The 18822-nt window shown below is 67.4% G+C and carries 16 protein-coding genes; 14 read left to right on the forward strand and 2 right to left on the reverse strand.

All coding sequences use genetic code 11. The annotated features are described in order from the left end of the window. Positions 1 to 255: 255 nt before the first annotated feature. The 14 genes from CHEID_RS03230 to holA all read left to right on the forward strand — a co-directional run bounded on the left by CHEID_RS03230 (position 256) and on the right by holA (position 17135). Positions 256 to 3594, forward strand: coding sequence for a translation initiation factor IF-2 N-terminal domain-containing protein (locus tag CHEID_RS03230; RefSeq protein ID WP_238599239.1), 3339 nt, complete (start codon positions 256 to 258; stop codon positions 3592 to 3594). 11 nt (positions 3595 to 3605) lie between these two features. After that, the gene (locus tag CHEID_RS03235) at positions 3606 to 4400 is read left to right on the forward strand and encodes a hypothetical protein (RefSeq protein ID WP_112768904.1); all 795 of its coding nucleotides are present in this window, start codon (positions 3606 to 3608) and stop codon (positions 4398 to 4400) included. A gap of 325 nt (positions 4401 to 4725) precedes the next feature. Next, positions 4726 to 5028: a 50S ribosomal protein L21 gene (gene rplU, locus CHEID_RS03240; protein ID WP_112768905.1), complete on the forward strand. Its 303-nt coding sequence runs from the start codon at positions 4726 to 4728 to the stop codon at positions 5026 to 5028. A gap of 101 nt (positions 5029 to 5129) precedes the next feature. Next, positions 5130 to 5438 (forward strand): 50S ribosomal protein L27, encoded by a 309-nt coding sequence (rpmA, locus tag CHEID_RS03245; protein ID WP_112768906.1) that lies wholly within the window; start codon positions 5130 to 5132, stop codon positions 5436 to 5438. A 188-nt stretch (positions 5439 to 5626) separates the two neighbouring features. Next, a complete protein-coding gene (obgE, locus tag CHEID_RS03250) occupies positions 5627 to 7135 on the forward strand; it encodes a GTPase ObgE (protein ID WP_273661242.1) in 1509 nt (502 codons plus the stop codon). 33 nt (positions 7136 to 7168) lie between these two features. Beyond that, entirely contained in the window at positions 7169 to 8533 is a 1365-nt protein-coding gene (gene proB, locus CHEID_RS03255) for a glutamate 5-kinase (protein ID WP_112769802.1), read from the forward strand. A 44-nt stretch (positions 8534 to 8577) separates the two neighbouring features. Beyond that, positions 8578 to 9867: a glutamate-5-semialdehyde dehydrogenase gene (locus tag CHEID_RS03260; RefSeq protein WP_112769803.1), complete on the forward strand. Its 1290-nt coding sequence runs from the start codon at positions 8578 to 8580 to the stop codon at positions 9865 to 9867. A gap of 32 nt (positions 9868 to 9899) precedes the next feature. Continuing rightward, positions 9900 to 10508, forward strand: a complete 609-nt coding sequence (nadD, locus tag CHEID_RS03265; RefSeq protein WP_112769813.1) for a nicotinate-nucleotide adenylyltransferase — start codon at positions 9900 to 9902, stop codon at positions 10506 to 10508. Between the two features lie 123 nt (positions 10509 to 10631). Then, a complete protein-coding gene (gene rsfS / locus CHEID_RS03270) occupies positions 10632 to 11108 on the forward strand; it encodes a ribosome silencing factor (protein ID WP_112769804.1) in 477 nt (158 codons plus the stop codon). A gap of 5 nt (positions 11109 to 11113) precedes the next feature. Beyond that, on the forward strand, positions 11114 to 11881 hold the full coding sequence (locus CHEID_RS03275) for a histidine phosphatase family protein (RefSeq protein WP_112769805.1): 768 nt from the start codon (positions 11114 to 11116) through the stop codon (positions 11879 to 11881). Continuing rightward, a complete protein-coding gene (locus CHEID_RS03280; RefSeq protein ID WP_112769806.1) occupies positions 11878 to 12789 on the forward strand; it encodes a DegV family protein in 912 nt (303 codons plus the stop codon). The genes CHEID_RS03275 and CHEID_RS03280 overlap by 4 nt, the downstream gene beginning before the upstream one ends. Before the next feature lie 231 nt (positions 12790 to 13020). Next, entirely contained in the window at positions 13021 to 13905 is an 885-nt protein-coding gene (locus CHEID_RS03285; RefSeq protein ID WP_238599357.1) for a ComEA family DNA-binding protein, read from the forward strand. A 181-nt stretch (positions 13906 to 14086) separates the two neighbouring features. Next, positions 14087 to 16123 (forward strand): ComEC/Rec2 family competence protein, encoded by a 2037-nt coding sequence (locus CHEID_RS03290; RefSeq protein WP_112769807.1) that lies wholly within the window; start codon positions 14087 to 14089, stop codon positions 16121 to 16123. A 43-nt stretch (positions 16124 to 16166) separates the two neighbouring features. Beyond that, positions 16167 to 17135: a DNA polymerase III subunit delta gene (holA, locus tag CHEID_RS03295; RefSeq protein ID WP_112769808.1), complete on the forward strand. Its 969-nt coding sequence runs from the start codon at positions 16167 to 16169 to the stop codon at positions 17133 to 17135. Here the strand turns inward: holA and CHEID_RS03300 are convergent. Next, positions 17132 to 18166 (reverse strand): ADP-ribosylglycohydrolase family protein, encoded by a 1035-nt coding sequence (locus CHEID_RS03300; protein ID WP_112769809.1) that lies wholly within the window; start codon positions 18164 to 18166, stop codon positions 17132 to 17134. The genes holA and CHEID_RS03300 overlap by 4 nt on opposite strands. A 59-nt stretch (positions 18167 to 18225) precedes the next feature. Continuing rightward, complete coding sequence (rpsT, locus tag CHEID_RS03305) at positions 18226 to 18489, reverse strand: 30S ribosomal protein S20 (protein ID WP_112769810.1); 264 nt, start codon at positions 18487 to 18489, stop codon at positions 18226 to 18228. Positions 18490 to 18822 lie beyond the last annotated feature (333 nt).

The following is an 18822-nucleotide window of genomic DNA, read 5'->3' on the forward strand; positions in this document are numbered from 1 at the left end:
CAGTCTTATACCAACCGCAAGAGACCCTCCCCGGGGGACCGCAAGCAGGCCGAAAGAACATCCGGCCATCGCCGCCGGTGATCCGCAGCCACCGCTGCGCACCTACTGATACCTGGCAAGCGCGAGTATCCCGGAGGGGGAGCACCACCGCAGCTCGATCGGGGTTGCTGGAGTAGGGGAGCGAAAACATCCCCACCACGAAAGCCCCCGTGCTACGGGCCTACGCGGGTGGAGCGCACACAAGCAAGGAGAACAGTGGCTACGACCGCTACAAAACAGCAGGGGATAGACCTAGACAACCTGGGGGCTAAAGTCCGGGTCCACGCGCTAGCGAAAATGTTGGGCATGAGTTCCGCCGAGCTCATCGGGGTGCTGGGCGACAACGGTTACCCCGGGAAGAAAGCCGCCTCCACGCTGGCGAAGGAGGATGCGGCGAAGATCACCGAGTTGGTGCGGCCGCAGAGCCCCAAGCCAGCCGGGAAGCGGGGGCAGAAGGCGGAAAAGGACGAGGCTGCGCTCGGCGAGGAACGGTCGGAGCCCACCGCACCAAGGAAGACCGGGCGGAAATCTACCAAAAAGGCAGCCAAAAGCGCAGCACCGAAGGCGACGAAGCGAGCCCCGAAGAAGGCGGTGAAGAAGCCCTCCACGGACCAGGACGCCGATGTACCTGCGAAGGATGAGGCTCGTCCGCAATCTAGCGGCGGCCCGTCGGCTGAGCCCGAGGACGCGGCCCAGTCTGTCGAGACCGGTGAGCCCCGGCCGGATGTCGAGACCGGTGAACTCCGGCCCGATGTTCCGATGGAGGCCACTGAGGAGACGACCGAGGAGCCCACAGAGCAGGCCGCCCAGGAGCCCGAAGAAAACGCCGCCAACGAGTCTGTAGAGAAGGCCACCGAAGAGGCCGCCGACCGCGCTACGACCACGGTGACAACTCCCCGCCGACGGGTGCGCCGCATCGTCCGCCGAGTCGGGGCTCGCTCCGCGCAACAGCAGGCATCTACCCCCAGCGGTCGGGATAATCGGGAACCGCTGCCGCCCGTCATCGGCGGGGCCGCCTCCCGCGGCGGTCAAGAAGCGGAGGAGGACGCCACCCACCTGCACCCCGCCGAGAGGGACAGCGCCGACTTCGCCACCGAACCGGTTCGACTCAAAGGCTCCACGCGACTTGAATCCCGCCGCCGCTGGCGCGCCGAAAACAAAGAAGAGACGAAGATTGTCAGCCGCTCCGAGTTTCTCGCTCGGCGGGAATCAGTTCACCGCGTCATGGTGGTGCGGGACTCCGAGCGCAGCGACCGGCCCGGCCTGACCACCCAAGTGGGCGTGGTGGAGGACGGCATGCTCGTCGAACACTTCGTCACCAGCGACAAGCAGCAGTCCATGGTGGGCAACATCTACCTCGGGCGGGTACAAAACGTGCTGGCCAGCATGGAGGCTGCCTTCATCGACATCGGGACAGGGCGCAACGCCGTGCTCTATGCCGGTGAAATGAATTGGCGCTCGCCGCACCTCCACAGCCGCAACCGCCGGATCGACTCCGCCCTGCACTCCGGCGACCAGATCCTGGTCCAGGTCATCAAGGATCCCCTCGGGCACAAGGGGGCGCGACTGACCAACCGCATCAGCTTCGCCGGACGCTTCCTGGTGTACTTCCCCGGCGGCACCACTGCCGGCATCTCGCGCAAGCTCCCCGAGCCCGAGCGCAAGCGCCTGAAAACGATTCTTTCTCACGTCATCCCGGGCGAAGGCGGAGCTATCATCCGCACCGCCGCCGAAAACGCGCCCGAGGAGCAGATTGGCGAGGACGTCCAGCGCCTCCACGGCCAATGGGAGGAGATCGAGCAGGAAGAGGCCAAGCTGCGCGCCGCCAAGGGCGCCAAGCCGCGCACCCTGTACGAAGAGCCGAACATGCTGGTCAAGGTCGTCCGAGACCTTTTCAACGAGGACTTCGCCGAGCTGTTGGTAGACGGGGACAAATCCTGGCGCATCGTGGACAACTACGTGCGCCGGATGGCCCCGGACCTCCGGGATCGCGTGAAGCGGTGGGACCCGCACCAACATGGCGGCCAGGACGTCTTCGCTGCCTCCGACCTAGACGAACAGCTGCAGAAGGCACTGTCCCGGAAGGTGTGGCTACCCAGCGGCGGCTACCTCATCTTCGATCGCACGGAAGCCATGACCGTCATCGACGTCAACACCGGATCCTTCGTCGGAGCGGGCGGCAATCTGGAAGAGACCGTTACCCAGAACAACCTGGAAGCCGCCGAGGAAATCGTGCGCCAAATGCGTCTTCGCGACCTCGGCGGGATGATCGTTGTCGACTTCATCGACATGGTCCTCCAGCAAAACCAGGATCTGGTGCTGCGGCGACTCTCGGAATGCCTCGGCCGCGACCGCACGCGCCACAAGGTCAGCGAGGTCACTTCTCTAGGCCTCGTGCAGATGACCCGCAAGCGCCTGGGTACCGGCCTGCTAGAGACCTTCACCACCACCTGCCAAACCTGCGATGGACGCGGAGTGATCGTCCATGCCGATCCCGTGGAACAGGACTTCACCGAACCGGTGCGCCGGGACCACGGCGGGCGCAAGGAACGCCAGCAAGCCAAGCGTGAGCAGGCGAAGCGGGAGGAACACATCCGCCGCGGCGAACCCGCCCGCGATAGCTCGAGTGCAGACGCGCCCGAGGACCGTAGTGGTGCCACCGCACCGGACCAGCCGCGGGAGCAAAAGGACCAACGGCGAGAAGAACGCAAGCCCCGCCGGAGGACCGTCCGCACGGAGGACCGCAAGACGGACCGGCCAGCGGTCGAACAACCGACCCAAGCCCAGGCGAGCCACGGTGAAGACAGCACGGCCGAGCACAAGTCCGGGGCGACGGCGGAGGCCCCCGCTGGAACGCGCCGCTCCCGGCGTCGTCGACGCATCGTGCGCCGAAGTGTCGCGGACATCGCCGCCGAGGCCCTTCGCACCTCGCGGGAAGCTGACCCCGAAGAACCGTCCAACGAGGACTACGCTTCGCCCGAGGCTCACTCCGAGCAGCCTGAGCCGGCCGGGCGGGCAACCGGGCGGTCGACACAGTCCGGACCCGCCGAACAACCACCAGCAACCGGCGTCCATGGCGATCCCGGCGCCACTGGCGGGACCGCAGGTGGGGCCGGGGCGGCGCGCCGTCGTCGGCGTCGGATAATCCGCTCCGCACCCCCCGCCACCGCGATGGAGACCCGACCAGCGGGCACCCGCCGCAGCCCCGCCGCGAAACAAAACAGCGCGTCGGGCAGAGCGCAGGACGCCCCCCGAGCGGACGAGTCCGGCGGAGCCCGGGAGAAGACGGGAGGGGGCAACGGCGGCGGCCGCCGGACGTACTCCCAGGCCAAGGCGGAGTTCGACAACTCCCCGCGACGAAAGCGCAAGACGCGGGGCAACTCCCGGTCCGATGTACCACCTCGTCCCGAGGACTTCGACGCGAGTGCGGACGCTAGCAAGGGGAATCAGAACCCCGAACGGGCCCCTCGCCGCGGTGCTGAGACCAAGACACCCCAGAGTGGCAACCGATCCCGTCGCGCCCGCCGCGGGCGCCGCACGGTGCGCCAGGGCTAGGGGAGGAGAAAATGGGGCGCCGCGACCGGGTCGTGCGGACCCCCTGGGATGAAATCCGGCGGCTCGCCCGGCCCCCGTTCAAGGACGTCGCCGTTGTCGCGCTCAACGCGCTGCTGGCCTGCGCATCGTGGTGGATCGTGCCCGAAGGGCTGCGGGACTGGGTCTTCGACTACTACCGCGGCAGAATCGGCTTCGCCGTCGTGCTTGGCACCTGGATGCTGGCGGACACAACCACCACCAACCTGCTGGGCAACGACGTTCCTTCCGCAGTGGCAGCACTGCAATCCGAGATCTCCCTAGCTCAGCTGCTCCGAACAAAGGCCCTCGTGCTGGGCGGCGGAATAGCCGCGGTCACCGCAGCGGTGGGCGCCAGCCTCGCCGCCGCCAGCAGCGCCCGAAACTGGATCTTCCTCGTCGGACTGAGCGCGCTGCCCATAGGAATAGTGGCACTATTCTCACTCCTCGGAGTCGTCCTGCCCCACCGGACCCGCACCCTGGAATGGCGATGGCGCAAGAGGGGGCGCAGGCTCATGACACTGCGCTGGCTCAGCTTGGTGTTGCTGCCCTGCCTCGGTGTCGGGGTAGTAGTTAACGCCGTAATCGTGGCGCTTCGGGCTTTGGCGAAACTCGTCACGGTGGCAGACGATGCCGATCGGCTGGGGATCACCGGTTATCTTGTGCTCACCGTCTGCTGCGTGGCGGTCTCCGTGGCTGCCTATCGATTAGCTCCGCTGCTCGCCGAACGCCTTGTAAAACACCGACGGAAACGGCTGTTGCGCTACCTCCAAGACCCCACCGCCGGATAGCGATCCCCGTCGCAAGAAGGGCGGAGGCGTTTTGGCTTTGCAAACCCCAGCGGGTATCGTTGAGCAGTCGCTGTTCGATTGTGCCGTGGCCTGCCGCTTTCGCGCGCCGAGGCCAGGCCCGCGCGGGTGGGGTGCACAACGCGAACAACGCGGGAGCGTACGCACTACCTCGCCGCGTCTAGCACACCGAACATACAAGTCCAGTCAGTGCGTCCGCGCCGACTAGCCCCTTGACTTCCCCCCTTGGCGGGGCGAGGCCAAGGCCCGTTAGCGGAGGCGGTAAGCCCTGAGCCGAATGAGAAACGTTAAAAGGGGTAGCCCTACCATGTACGCGATCGTCAAGACCGGCGGAAAGCAGTACAAGGTTGCCGAAGGTGACCTCGTCAAGGTCGAGAAGATCGAGGGTGAGCCGGGTTCCACCGTGGCTCTCACCCCGGTTCTCCTCGTTGATGGCGCGGACGTCACCACCGGCGACAAGCTGCAGTCCGTCGACGTGAATGCCGAAATCGTGGAACACACCCGTGGACCCAAGATCCGCGGCATGCACTACCGCAACAAGACCGGTTACAAGCGCCGCTACGGCCACCGCCAGGCCGTGACCGTGCTCAAGGTCACCGGAATCAAGTAAACTGCCGAGACACCGCCCAACCCCAGGGGCGCGCGCGGCAACAGCCGCCACATATCACCCCGGGGCACGGGACCCATCTTCCTTAAGGAGGGGAGAGACACATGGCACACAAGAAGGGTGCATCAAGCTCCAACAACGGCCGCGATTCTGAGGCCAAGCGTCTCGGCGTTAAGCGCTTCGGCGGCCAAAAGGTCAAAGCCGGCGAGATCCTGATCCGCCAGCGCGGCACCTCGTTCCACCCGGGCGAGAACGTCGGACGAGGCGGGGACGATACCCTCTTCGCCCTCAAGGCCGGCGAGGTCAAGTTCTCCATCAAGCGCAAGCGCCGCATGATCAACATCGTGGAGAACGCAGAGGCCACCACCGCAGGCACCACCGCCGTGGAGGCAGCCGAAACCGCATTCGCCTAACGCAGGCACCGCAGCTTTCACGCTGCCGAATGAAACCCCGCTGGCACACTGTGGCTAGCGGGGTTTTACTCAACCTTGGGGCTCGGCGTCCGAGACTCCTCCCACCGGAGGTGTCCTCGCGACTCCTTCCCCCTCCTCACCCAGTCTCCCTCCTCACCCATCAGGCTTGTGAAAGGCACCGTGTACCCATGGCCCGCTTCGTAGACCGCGTTGTTCTCCACCTCCAAGCCGGCGACGGCGGACACGGTTGCTCCTCCGTGCGCCGCGAAAAGTTTGTCCCCCTCGGCGGACCCGACGGAGGCAACGGCGGCCACGGTGGGGACATCCTGTTGGAGGTAGACCCCCAGGTGCACACCCTCTTGGACTTCCACTTCCACCCCCACATCAAAGCCCCCCGCGGCAACAACGGCGCCGGGGATCACCGCCACGGAGCTCGCGGCGAGGACCTCGTTGTCAAAGTCCCGGAGGGGACGGTTGTCATCGACGCTGACGGGACGGTCCTCGCCGACCTCACCGGGAAAGGCACGCGCATCATCGCTGCAGCCGGAGGGCACGGTGGACTGGGCAACGCGGCGTTGGCGTCCAAAACCAGAAAAGCCCCCGGATTCGCCCTCCTGGGAGAACCGGGCGAGACCAAAGACATCACCCTCGAACTCAAATCCATGGCGGATGTGGGGCTCGTCGGTTTTCCTTCCGCCGGCAAGAGTTCGCTGATCTCGGTTCTCTCGGCGGCACGGCCGAAGATCGCGGATTACCCGTTCACAACGCTTGCCCCCAACCTGGGTGTGGTCACCGTCGGCCACGACACCTTCACCCTCGCCGACGTGCCCGGCCTCATCCCCGGCGCCTCCGAGGGCAAGGGCCTGGGCCTGGACTTCCTCCGGCACATCGAACGCACCGCCGTGCTCGCCCACGTCGTGGACGCCGCCAGCCTGGAATCTCAGCGCAACCCCGTCGATGACATTCGCGCGCTCGAGGAGGAGCTCGCCCGCTACCAATCCGAACTGGCCACGGACTCCGGCCTCGGGGACCTGCGCGACCGCCCCCGCGTCATCATCCTCAACAAGATGGACGTCCCGGAAGCCGCAGACATGGCGGACCTCCAAGAGGAGGAACTGGCCCAGTTCGGCTGGCCCATCTTCCGTATCTCCACCGTCGCCCGCCAAGGGCTCAAAGAGCTGAGCTACGCCCTGATGGAGGCAGTCCGCGAACACCGCGAAACGGTGACAACTGAGCCCAAGCCCGCCCCCGTCATCACCCCCAAAGGCCTCCGCAAACACGGCGGGCGCTTCGCGGATTTCACCGTCCGAGCCGATCCCACCGAGCCGGATGCCTTCATCGTCAGCGGGGAAAAGGTGGAGCGTTGGATTCGGCAGACCGACTTCGAAAACGACGAAGCGGTTGGGTACCTCGCCGATCGCCTCGCCAAGGCGGGTGTGGAGGAGGCGCTGTACAAGGCCGGAGCTCAGGCCGGATTGGAGGTCACCATCGGCGCCATCACCTTCGAATGGGACCCCCAAACCGCCGCGGGCGTGGACATCACCCGCACCGGCCGGGGCACCGACATGCGCCTGGAACAAACCCAGCGCTCCACCGCGGAACAGCGCAAACGCGACTCTCAGGCGCGCCGCGGCCTCATCGACGAACTGGACTTCGGCGAGGGGCAGGAAGCCGACACCGAGCGCTGGCAGGGCTAAGAAATCGCTGGGTCGTTTGGCATACTGGACCCTATGGCCTCGTCAAAACACCCGCGGAATACCGATCCAGCGTCCCACCAGACCGACGGCGACCGCGCCTTCGACAGTGCCGCGCTCGGTTTGGCCCACTCCGGTCCGCTGGAAGGGCCCATCGAACCCGCGTACCCCGTGCCCAGCTACGGAGTACGCCCCATTCACCGCCCCGGCCCGGTCATCCCAGCAACCACCATCGAGTTTCCAGAGCCTGCGGTGGATCCCGAGGACCCAGCGATGGGGCACAGCTCGACGGTGCGACAGGACATCGCCCGGGCCCGCCGATTGGTAGTCAAGATCGGATCGTCCTCCCTGACCGACGAGGATGGGCTGGTTAACCCGGACCGGATCGACATTATCGCTGATGCGCTGGAAGCCCGGATGGACCGCGGCACCGACCTCATCGTCGTGTCCTCCGGTGCCGTTGCCTGCGGGATGGGCCCCCTGGAGCTATCCCAGCGCCCCACTGACCTGGCCACCAAGCAGGCCGCGGCCTCCGTGGGGCAGGTGTTGCTCGCCCAGGAATGGGCGCGCTCTTTCGCACGCTACGGGCGCACCATCGGCCAGGTCCTGCTCACCGCCTCCGACGCGGGGCGCCGCGACCGGGCCCGCAACGCCCAGCGCACCATCGACCGCCTGCGGCAACTGGGGGCGGTGCCGATCGTCAACGAGAACGACACGGTGGCGACGTCCGAAATGAGGTTCGGTGACAACGACCGGCTCGCGGCCCTCGTTTCCCACCTGGCCTTCGCCGACGCCCTCGTGCTGCTCTCCGACGTGGATGGCCTGTACGACCGGAACCCCGCCGAGCCGGACGCCAACTTCATCCCGGAGGTCCGTGGCGCCAAGGACCTGCGGGGAGTGGTCGCCGGGGATGGGGGACGCCTGGGCACGGGCGGCATGGCAGCCAAGGTCTCGGCCGCCCGATTGGCATCCCGCGCGGGTGTGCCCGTGCTGCTGACCTCCACGGAGAACGTGGGTGCCGCCCTGGATGCGGCGAACGTCGGCACCGCCTTCTGGCCCCAGGAGGACCGCCTGAGCGCCTGGAAGTTCTGGGTGCTCTACGCGGCCAGCTCCGAGGGGCGGTTGCACCTGGACGCCGGCGCGGTGGAGGCTGTGACCCGCAAGCACCGATCGTTGCTGCCCGTGGGAATTACTGCGATTGAGGGCAAGTTCACCCAGGGCAAAATCGTGGACATCGTGGACCCGGAGGGCAAGCTCGTTGGCCGCGGTGAAGTGAACTACGACTCGGAGATGTTGGAGGGCATGATCGGCAAGTCCACCGCCGACCTGCCGGATATTGCCAAGCGACCGGCGGTGCACACCGATTACCTCTCCACATACTCCAACCGGCACCGTCTGTAGTCGGCGGGCCGGTGCCGGGGGAGCCGTTGATACCATGGAAAACCATGACTGACACGCAGACGCTGACCCCAGAACGCCAAGCCGAACGCCAGGAGGTGCTGGATAAAGCCACCAAGGCGAAAGAGGTAAGCCGCGCGGTTCTGCTGTCCACCGAGCAGAAGAACGATCTGCTGGAAGCTGCGGCGGACGCCCTGGAGGCCAACACCGACACCATCATCGCCGCCAACCGGGAAGACATCGCCGCCGGTAAGAAGCGCGGTTTTGCCGATTCCCTGCTGGACCGCCTGGCCCTCGACGCCGACCGCATCGCCGGGATCGCCGGAGGGTTGCGCCAGGTGGTGGGCCTGCCGGATCCAGTCGGGGAAATCGTCCGCGGTCACACCCGCCCGAATGGTCTCCGCCTGAAGCAGGTGCGCACGCCGCTGGGCGTGATGGGGATGGTCTACGAGGCCCGCCCGAATGTCACAGTCGACGCTTTCGGCCTCGCCATCAAGTCCGGGAACGTCCCCCTGCTGCGGGGTTCCAAGTCCGCCCGCGCCACGAACACGAAGCTGGTGGAGATCCTGCAGGATGTCGCCGAGAGCAAGGAGTTGCCCCGCGAGATCGTGCAGCTTCTGCCGTGCGCGACGCACGATTCCGTCCAGGATCTCATCACCGCCCGGGGGTTGGTGGATCTCGTCATCCCGCGGGGCGGGGCGGGGCTCATCAACGCGGTGGTCACAAAGGCGACGGTGCCGACGATCGAGACGGGCACCGGCAACTGCCACTTCTACATCGATGCCTCCGCGGATCTGGACCAGGCCATCGACCTGCTCATCAACGGTAAGACGCGCCGCGTTTCGGTCTGCAACGCGACGGAGGTTGTCATTTTGGACGCCAACCTACCCAGCGCCGATAAAACCAAAGTCCTGCAAGCTCTCCAGGACGCCGGGGTGACGATCCACGGCGACAAAGCCCAGTTGGACGATCTGATCGGGGATGTGGTGCAGGCCGAGGAGAAGGACTGGACTGACGAGTACCTCTCCATGGACATCGCCGCGGCCATCGTCGACGGAGTCACCGGCGCCGTGGAGCATATCCAGCGCTACTCCTCCGGCCACACGGAGGCGGTTGCCGCCCAGGACTACTCGGTGACCAGCTTCTTCGAGCAGCACGTGGACTGCGCCGCCGTGATGATCAACACCTCCACGGCCTGGACGGACGGGGAGATGTTTGGCTTCGGCGCGGAAATCGGTATCTCCACCCAGAAGCTGCACGCCCGCGGCCCCATGGGTCTGCCGGAGCTGACCAGCACGAAGTGGGTCATCAACGGTGAGGGGCAGGCCCGCCCCTAGTGTCCGCAACGCAACGGCCCCGGGGTACCGCGATGGACCGCGTGGGCATCATGGGCGGCACCTTCGATCCCATCCACCATGGCCACCTCGTCGCCGCCAGCGAAGCCGCCGAACGCTTCGAACTTGACATAGTGGTCTTCGTGCCCACCGGCCAACCCTGGCAGAAGCGCAACCGGGTGGTCTCCCCGGCGGAGGACCGCTACCTCATGACCGTCGTGGCCACGGCCTCTAACCCGCGCTTTTTGGTTTCTCGCGTCGATATCGACCGCGGCGGCGATACCTACACGGTGGATACCCTCGCCGATATCCGCCGCGCCTATCCCACGGCCGAGCTGTTCTTCATCACCGGTGCCGACGCGCTGGGGAAGATCATCACCTGGCGGGACTGGGAGAAGATGTTCGACATGGCCCATTTCGTCGGGGTCACGCGGCCCGGCTATGAACTGCCCGCCGCCGATGGTTCCGATCCGCTGCGCCGGGAGGTCGATGCCGGTCGGCTGTCTCTGCTGGCAATCCCCGCGATGGCTATCTCCTCCACGGATTGTCGGCAGCGCGCTGCGGCTGGGCGTCCGGTTTGGTATCTCGTGCCCGATGGCGTGGTGCAGTACATCGCCAAACACGGCATGTACCGATCGGGATAAGCACCGGCTGCCCACCGTGGCCCGGTAAACTATTTCCGTTAGCCTCCAGCCCGAGCAGCACAGCGCCCACATCGGGGTGCCCAACCCTGCTCCTTGTACAAGACCGTGAAAGGTTCCCTCCGCTTGACTGCCACTGCAGAAGCCATCGCCCTTGCTTCCACCGCCGCCCGCGCCGGGGCGGAAAAGCTGGCCGAGGACATCTTGGTCCTTGACGTTTCCGACCGCCTGGCCATCACCGATTGCTTCGTGCTGCTGAGCGGCGACAACGAGCGCCAGGTGAACTCTATCGTGGAGGAGGTGGAGTTCCAGCTCTCCGAGGACGGCGGCCCCAAGCCGACCCGCCGGGAGGGCCGGGGGGACGGCCGCTGGGTGCTGCTGGACTACGGCACGATCATCGTCCACGTCCAGCGCCGGGAGGAGCGCGAGTTCTACGCCCTCGACCGCCTGTATCACGATGCCCCCCAGATCCCGGTGGAGGGCGTGGAGCAGGTCCAGCGCTCCGGGCACTGGGACGCCGATGTGGATGTGGACGTGCTGGAGGCCCTGTCCATTGACGATCTGCCGCTGGCGGGCCCCACCCCGGATAGCAACGAGCTCTAGCCGTCATGTCCGAACGCAGGCTCATCCTCATCCGCCACGGTCAGACGGAGTACAACGCCACCGGCCGGATGCAGGGGCAGCTGGATACAGACCTCTCCGAGACGGGGCTGGCCCAGGTGCAGGCTGCGGCGCAGGTTGTCGCGGATTGGCCGGTGTCCACGGTGGTGGCCTCCGACCTGCGCCGAGCCCGGGACACCGCGAATGTGCTAGCGGCTCGGTGGGGTGTGCCGGTCGCGACAGATGCGCGCCTGCGGGAAACTGATCTGGGCCGCTGGCAGGCGGCGTCCCACCACGAGATCGACCGGGACTACCCGGGACAGCGAGCATACTGGCGCCACGATCCCACCTGGGCACCCCCGGGCGGTGAGACCCGGCTGCAGGTTGCCGACCGCGCGGAGGCGGTTGTGCGGGAGTTGCTGGCGGGGGGAGCCTTCGATGGGGGTCATGTGGTTCTGGTGGCCCACGGCGGGACGATCGCCGCGCTGACCGCCCGATTGCTGGGGGTGCGGCACGAGGACTATCCCATGCTCTCCGGTCTGGGCAATGTGTGCTGGGCCCAATTGGTTGCCAGGCCACGGTTTATGGACGCCAGGGACCACGCGCCCCATCAACCCGCCGTGGACGGCAGCACGGTCCCCATGGCCCCGGCGCTGGGGAAGGAGGCGCAGGTGAATCCGAGATGGCACCTGGAGGGGTGGAATGTGGGCGTCAACGCCGCGGCCCCGATGAGCGCCCCAAGCCCGGACGAGGGTGGGGAGGACGCGCCATCATGACGGTTCACGTGGTCACGGATTCTTCCAGTTGTCTGCCCGCGGAGGCAGCGCAGCGGGCAGGGGTGACCGTTTTACCCCTGCACACGAGCGGGGAGGACGAGGAGCGCAGCACGGCCGGCCTGGGTTCGTTGGAGCTCGCCGCGGCGTATGCCCGCTTGCTGGAGCGCGGCGGGGACGAGGGGGTCGTGGCCATCCACGTGTCCAAGGAGTTGTCGGCGACGTGGTCTAACGCTGTGACGGCGGCAGGTGTGTTCGACCACACGGTGAAGGTGCTGGATACCCAGAGTGCCGGGATGGTGCTCGGCTTCGCCGCGGTGCGCGCCGGGGAGGTGGCCCAGGCAGGTGGGGACCTGGAGGAGGTGGAGGCGGCCGCGCGGGCCGTGATCCACAGCGGGAACACCTGGTTGTACGTGCACAAGCTGGAGGCGCTGCGGCGCGGGGGTCGGCTGTCTACCGGGCAGCGGCTGCTCAGCACCGCGCTGGCGATCAAGCCAATCTTGCACCTTGGCGAAGGCCGACTGGACCTGGCGGCCAAGACGCGGACGAGGGCGAAGGCCTTCGACAAGCTCGTGGACATGGTGCGCACGGTCGTGGTGGGGGAGGCCGAGCACGCTGCCTCTGTGGGTGAGTCGCCCCGGGTTGTGCTGGTGGCCATCCACGATTCGGAGGCTGTGGAGGCGGCCGATGCGCTGCGGGACCGCATGGTGGACATGATCGCCGCGGTGCGGGAGGAAGCCGCAGGCGGTGGTGCGAGGAGAGACGGCGGCGGAAAGAAAGACGAGGGAGCCGGGCTGAGCAGCGAACTCCCGCGGGTGGAGTTCATGCGCGTGAAGCTCAGCGCGGCGGTGGCGGTGCACACTGGCCCCGGCGCGGTGGCGGTGAGTACGGCGCTGGTGCCCGCGGAGTAGGTGTGCCGGTGACGGTTGAGAATCGTCGCCTCGCGTCAAACCGTCGTCCACAGGGAGGGGGCACTGCGCGATACAAGTGCCCCGTTATCCACAACCCGGAAGCCGGGAGACGAAAACGGGTTGCCCCGGTGTGCCACGGTGGTCGGCGTGGGAGGGGACACGAGGAAACACAACACACGGGCGGCCGAACGGGTCGGCGACAGCACCGCGATTAAGGTGCCGTTGGCCGGGGTGGGGCAGCGCGCCCGGACGTATCTGCGCCAGCAGGGGGCAGGGGCCACGAATCAGGTGCGGAACCGGGTGGAGGCTCTGGCGCAGCCCATGCCGGGGCACGAGATCGCCAGTGTGGATGTGGAGACCCGGGCAACGCTATCGCCTTTGTCAGCCAAGGCATTGGTCCTCGTTGTGGGGGTGGCTGCCGCCGTAGTGTTCGCCATTGTGCTGGCAGGCTTTTTCTTTTCGGGGGAGGATCCCGGCGAGAAGGAAGCGGCTTCAGGTGCCGGACTTATCGCCGCACCCGGGCCGGGGGGATCATCGGTCAGCGGCGCGAGCAACACGGGGGAGGCGATGGCAACGCTCACCCACTCGCGCGGGGGTGGCAACCAGGACGTGGAGCAGGGCGGACCGGTTGTGGTGGCGGTCCAAGGGATGGTCGCACGCCCTGGATTGCTCACCGTGGATGGGAAGACGCGCGTGGGCGAGGTCCTCGAACGCGCAGGCGGTACCCAACCGGGAGCGGTTGTTACGGGTATCAACCTCGCCGAGCTGGTATCCGATGGGCTGCAGATCGTCGTGGATGATCGCGGGTCCAGCGTTGTCCTGCCCGGTAGTGCCGGTGGCACGCAATCGGGCCCGGCAGCCAGGGCAGGGGGTGGTGCCGGGGCCGGTGGGGCAGGGGTAGGCGCGGCCCCCGGGAAAGACCGTGGGCTGGTCAACCTCAACACCGCCGATGCCACCTTGCTGCAAACCCTGGAAGGGGTGGGCCCGGCCACCGCCCAAGCGATCATCACGTGGCGCGAGGCGAACGGGGGCTTCCGCAGCGTGGAACAGCTCATGGAGGTGCGCGGCATCGGGCCGGCCAAGTTCGAGGCGATGCGCAGTGGCGTCACGGTGTAGGACATCCCGTTCCCGCCTGTTGATTGCCTCGGGCGGTCCGGAAGCCCCTCGTGTGGTGGAGGATTGCTCGCCGGAGGCGGTGCAGGCTCGCCGGGGGCCGGATATACGACTCGTTCCTGCCGCACTAGCCACGTGGGTGACCACGGGTGCGACGGTAGGCACACGATCCGCCTGGCCACTGATGCTCCTGGTGATTGTCTGTTCGCTCGGCGTGGCTTGGGCCAGCGTGAGCCCCCGGCGCGTGCAGTTGCCGCGAGCCTGGCGGCCCTCGCTGGTAGCCAGTGCGGTGTGTGCCTTAGTTGTCGGCTCGGTGGCACGGGTGCGGCTGTGGATGATCGATGCCCAGGACCTGATGCAGCGCATGTCGGCAGCAGCGGGCAAACCCACCCATTTTCACGGCCGGGCAGAGGTTGCCGGGGTGGCGAAGCCGGTGGCTGAGGGGGCCACGATGGTTCCCGTCTCCGTGGATGGTGTGGGCAAGGTCCCGATGTTTCTGCGCGGCGGGCACCCAGGGGCGCCGCCGGGCTCGCATGGACGCACACCGCCGGGGGCCTCGGGGTCTGCCCTACCGCAGGACCTGCAACCGGGAACGGTGCTGGACGTCGCAGCAACTGTGCGCGCTAGCGATCGCCCGGCCTTAGCCCCCGTCACCCTAAGCGCCACCCGCCCTCCGGAGGTCCTCCACGAGCCCAGCGGTCTATGGGCGGTTGCGGCCGCCCTGCGCCGGAGCCTGCGGGCGGCCTGCGAGCCGCTCACCCGGGATGTGGCCAACCTTGTTCCGGGGATGAGCGTGGGGGATACGTCCCACCAAGACGCGCAGATGAGCCAAGACTTCCTGGCCACGGGGCTCAGCCACCTCACCGCCGTTAGCGGGGCAAACGTCACGATCGTGATGTCCACAGCGGTGATCATCGCCACGTGTTGCAGGGCTGGCCGAAGGGCCAAGCTGGCTGTGGCGGCCATAGCCCTACTTTGCTTCGTGACCGCCGTCGGCCCCGACGCGAGCGTCCTGCGCGCCGGGGTGATGGGATCCATTGGCTTGATTGCTACCTGGAGTTCCCGGTGGGGGGATTCCATCGCGGCGGCCTGCGCTGCCGTCATCATCCTGGTACTTGCTGATCCGGGGCTTGCCGTCAGCTACGGGTTTGCGTTATCCATCGCCGCCACACTGGGCATTGTCGTGTTGGCACCCCTGCTCTACCGGCCCATCCTGCGGCGCTGGGCGTCCTTGTGCGAGCGGCGCTGGTCGCGGGCCCCGCGGGTGGGGGAGGCCATGTGTGTCCGGGCCGTCGGGGTGGCCGTGGCGGCGGACCTTGTCACCGCGCCCATCATCGTGCACATGACTGGGCGCTACTCGCCGGTATCGGTACTAGCCAATCTGGCGGTCCTCCTCGCCGTACCCCCGATCACCGTCCTGGGGCTCACGGCGGCGTTAGCAGCCACAGTGCTCTCCGCCGCGGGGTTCGCGCCAGGTATCGCCGCGGTCCTCCTCGCGCCGGCCGTGCCCTGCGCCTGGTGGGTGTCCACAGTCGCCCGGACCTTCTCCGCAGTAGACGTGGTCCATACATCGGGGGGAACCTGGTTTGCTCTAGCCTTCGTGCTGGTCGGGGTGCTGTTGGTGGGGACACTGCGGCTGCTCAACGATGCCCGGCGCGTGAGGTGGCGCGCATTGCGGTGGGGCTGGATGGCCACGTGCATCGCCGTGGTCGGCTTGGTACGCGCGCACGGTATTGGCGTCGCCCCCTATGCGGACACAGCAACCACCGGATGGGCCGAAGATTTGCGCGAGATCGACGATTGGGACGTGGCCATTTGCACCGCGCAGGGCCCACCAGCGCGGGGCCAGGCAACGAAAGGCCAAGCAACGCAAGGCCGAGGGGAGATCCTCGTCGCGGCGGGCGGCAGACGCGTGGGGTGCCCGGCTACCCTCGGCAGGCCGCGCCGGGTGGAGGGGGGATCGGTGCGAGTCGGCCCGGGAGCAGAGGTCTGGCTGGCCGCCGAACAGCGGCGGCTGGTCGTGGTCCGCGATGAGGCGGCGGCCGTGCGGGCCGCAGAGCACGTGGGCCGGGAGGGAATCATCGTCGTCACGGACTGCACGCGCAGCCGGGGGCGGCCCAGCCGGACGGGCGAGGGGGCGCCCGTGGTGTTCCCGTGCGCCGATGGCACCATCGTGGCGGTCGGTGGGGAGATCCACGCCTCCGGTGCGGGCACCCGGTGAGGTGGGCGCGGTGGCCCGGTGACCTTCTGGCAAGATCGACGTCATGACCCAGGCGCCCGCACCGGCCAACCTTATCCTCGGCACGGAAACCTTCCTCGCCGAGCGGCGGCGATCCGCCATCGTTGCGGCAGCCCGCGCCCACGCCGACGCGCCGGACGTCCCAGTAGAGATGCACAAGGCCACGGACATCACCGCCCCTGAGCTGGCCGAACTGCTCTCCCCGAGCCTGTTCTCGGAGGATCGGATCATTGTCGTCACCGGCGTGGAAGATGCCGCGCAGGACACCGTCAAACTTCTGGAGCAGGCAATCGCGGACCCGGCTGACGGGGTTGTCCTCGTCATGATCCACACCGGCAAGGGGCGGAACAAGAAGCTGGTGAACACCTGGCCGAAAATGGGCGTCCAGGTGCATTCGGCGGGGGAGCTTAAGGGCCGCGACCGCCACGCCTTCGTAGAACAGGAGTTCCGCAGCCACGGAGTGCGGGTTTCCCCGGACGTCGTGAGCCTCGTCCTGGATTCGGTGGGCAGCGGTCTACGCGAACTCGCCAGCGCCATCAGCCAGCTCGCCGCCGATACGGGCGGGAACGTCACCGCAGACAGCGTGCGCAAGTACTACCAGGGACGGGCGGAGGTCACCGGGTTCGAGGTCGCCGACCTGGCGGTGACCGGGCGGCTCTACGAGGCGGTGGTCGCTGCCCGGCGGGCGCTGCAACTGGGTGTTCCCCACGTGCTGCTCGCCGCAGCGATGTGCGGAGCCGTCGCGGACATCGCGCGGGTCGCCGGGGCCCGCCGGATCGATCCTCGCCGGGACGCCGCAGACTACGGCATGGCCCCGTGGAAGCTGGAAAAGACGATGCGGCATGCGCGGATGTGGTCCCCGGAGGCTATCTCGGAGGGCCTGCAGGTCGTCGCGCATCTCGATGCGGACGTCAAGGGCCGAAGCCAGAGCGCGGATTACGCCGTGGAGCACGCGGTCCGCCGCATTGCCTCCCTCGCCGCTGGCCAGGGCTAAGCCTGGGCGAAGCCCTCCCACACGCCGGAGTAGATGGCGTGGTGATAGCGGCGCTCGAAGTCGTAGTGGCGGGCCGTCTTCCAGCTCTCCATATTGTCCATGTGCGCCCCCATCAGCGCCCCGGTGAGGGAGGCACGAGTCTTCCGGTTGCCCGGCCAGTTAACGGCCACGTGCAGGAAGTCATGCGGGTCGTAGCGTTCCTGGTGGTCCAGGTATAGCTGCGCCAGCAGGAGCGCGGAGGCGGTACAGGAGCCCGCGTCCCACCCCAACCCCAGGGTCTGCTTGACCTTGAGGCGTTCCCGGTAGAGCCGCTCGAAGTCGCCGTCGCCAAGGATGGGGGAGAGCGCCCGACGCACCTCGCGCACCCGCTCGATGAGCACGGTGAGCGGTACATCCTCCCCGCGTAACCGACGCACATGCGCGGTCCGCAGATCCTCGAGGAGCCCGCGCTTCTCGTGGTCGGTGAGGACGGTATCGGCGCGGAGGTTGGGGTCCAGGCGGATGTTTCCGGCCACCTCGGTAAGATCCTGGCCGGGTTCGGCGCTGAATAGACACCCCAGCACGAGGCATGCGGCGCGGGCCACGCCGGAATCGTGCGTGATCACCCCCTGCAAGACACTCCACCCAACCCGTTGGCGCCGGGGTGCCAACATCCCCGCCGGGCTGAGCCGCATGACGGCGCAGGAACCACCGGAGTGGGTGGCGCATCTATGCCATTCCTCAATGCCGCGCTCCTCCATGCGCTGAAGGGCTTCCTCGGTGGCGTTGCCGCGGTAGCGGTTGTAATCCCGGTCCCGGTGATAGTCCAGGAACTGTTGGGCGATTTCCAGCAGGCCGTCTTTCCGGGATAGGTCCCGGTCCGCGATCGCCCCGATCGCAGTGGACAGGGCCAGCGTCATGAGGGTGTCGTCGCTGATCCGCAGCTCATCGGGCAGCGGAGTGCGTTCGGTCTGCGGCGGCAGTTGATAGGGGTAGCCCCAGGCGTCTCCAAGGGCGGTGCCGAAAAGGGCGGAGGCGAATCGGTTGTCCACGGGCTGTCTCCTCGCGTTCGGCCCTTTGTGGGGAAGGCCCGGGTCCGCGTGCGGGGGCCTTAGGCCATCTGGTTGAAGCGGGCCGCCATGTTGGATTTCTTGTTGGCGGCGTTGTTGCGGTGGATCGTGCCCTTGGTCACGGCCTTGTCATAGAGCCGGGCGGCGACCCGCATCTGAGCTTCAGCGCCGGCCTTGTCCTCGGCGGCGACGAGCTCGTTGAACTTGCGGGTTTCGGTGCGCAGGCGGGAGCGGATTGCCTGGTTGCGGCGCCGGGCGATCTCGTTGGTGCGGATGCGCTTCTTCTGCTGCTTGATGTTTGCCATCGTGGCGTACCTCTTAAATCCGGTTGAGAATAGTCTTCTGGTCAATCATCCGGCGGGTGCGGCTCGGCGCCGTCGCGATGGGCAGCACCGTGGTTGCGGCACTCGGCAGGCGGTCTCTAACACCGGCGATCAAGGTCGTTCGCGGTGCGGTCTGCCGTTTCCGGGCCGATGATGAACCTTGACGACGCTACCAGCCCGGCGACGCCCGGACCTAATCGCGCAACGCCCGCACGGGGGCTCAACGCACCCGCCAGATAGGGGTGCTGGCTTACCGGGTGTTCGACTTCCACGCCGGAGCGTGTCCCACGCGGTGTCTAGCATGTGCGGCAGTTG

The organism is Corynebacterium heidelbergense (assembly GCF_028609845.1).
In the GTDB taxonomy this organism is placed as follows: Bacteria; Actinomycetota; Actinomycetes; order Mycobacteriales; family Mycobacteriaceae; genus Corynebacterium; species Corynebacterium heidelbergense.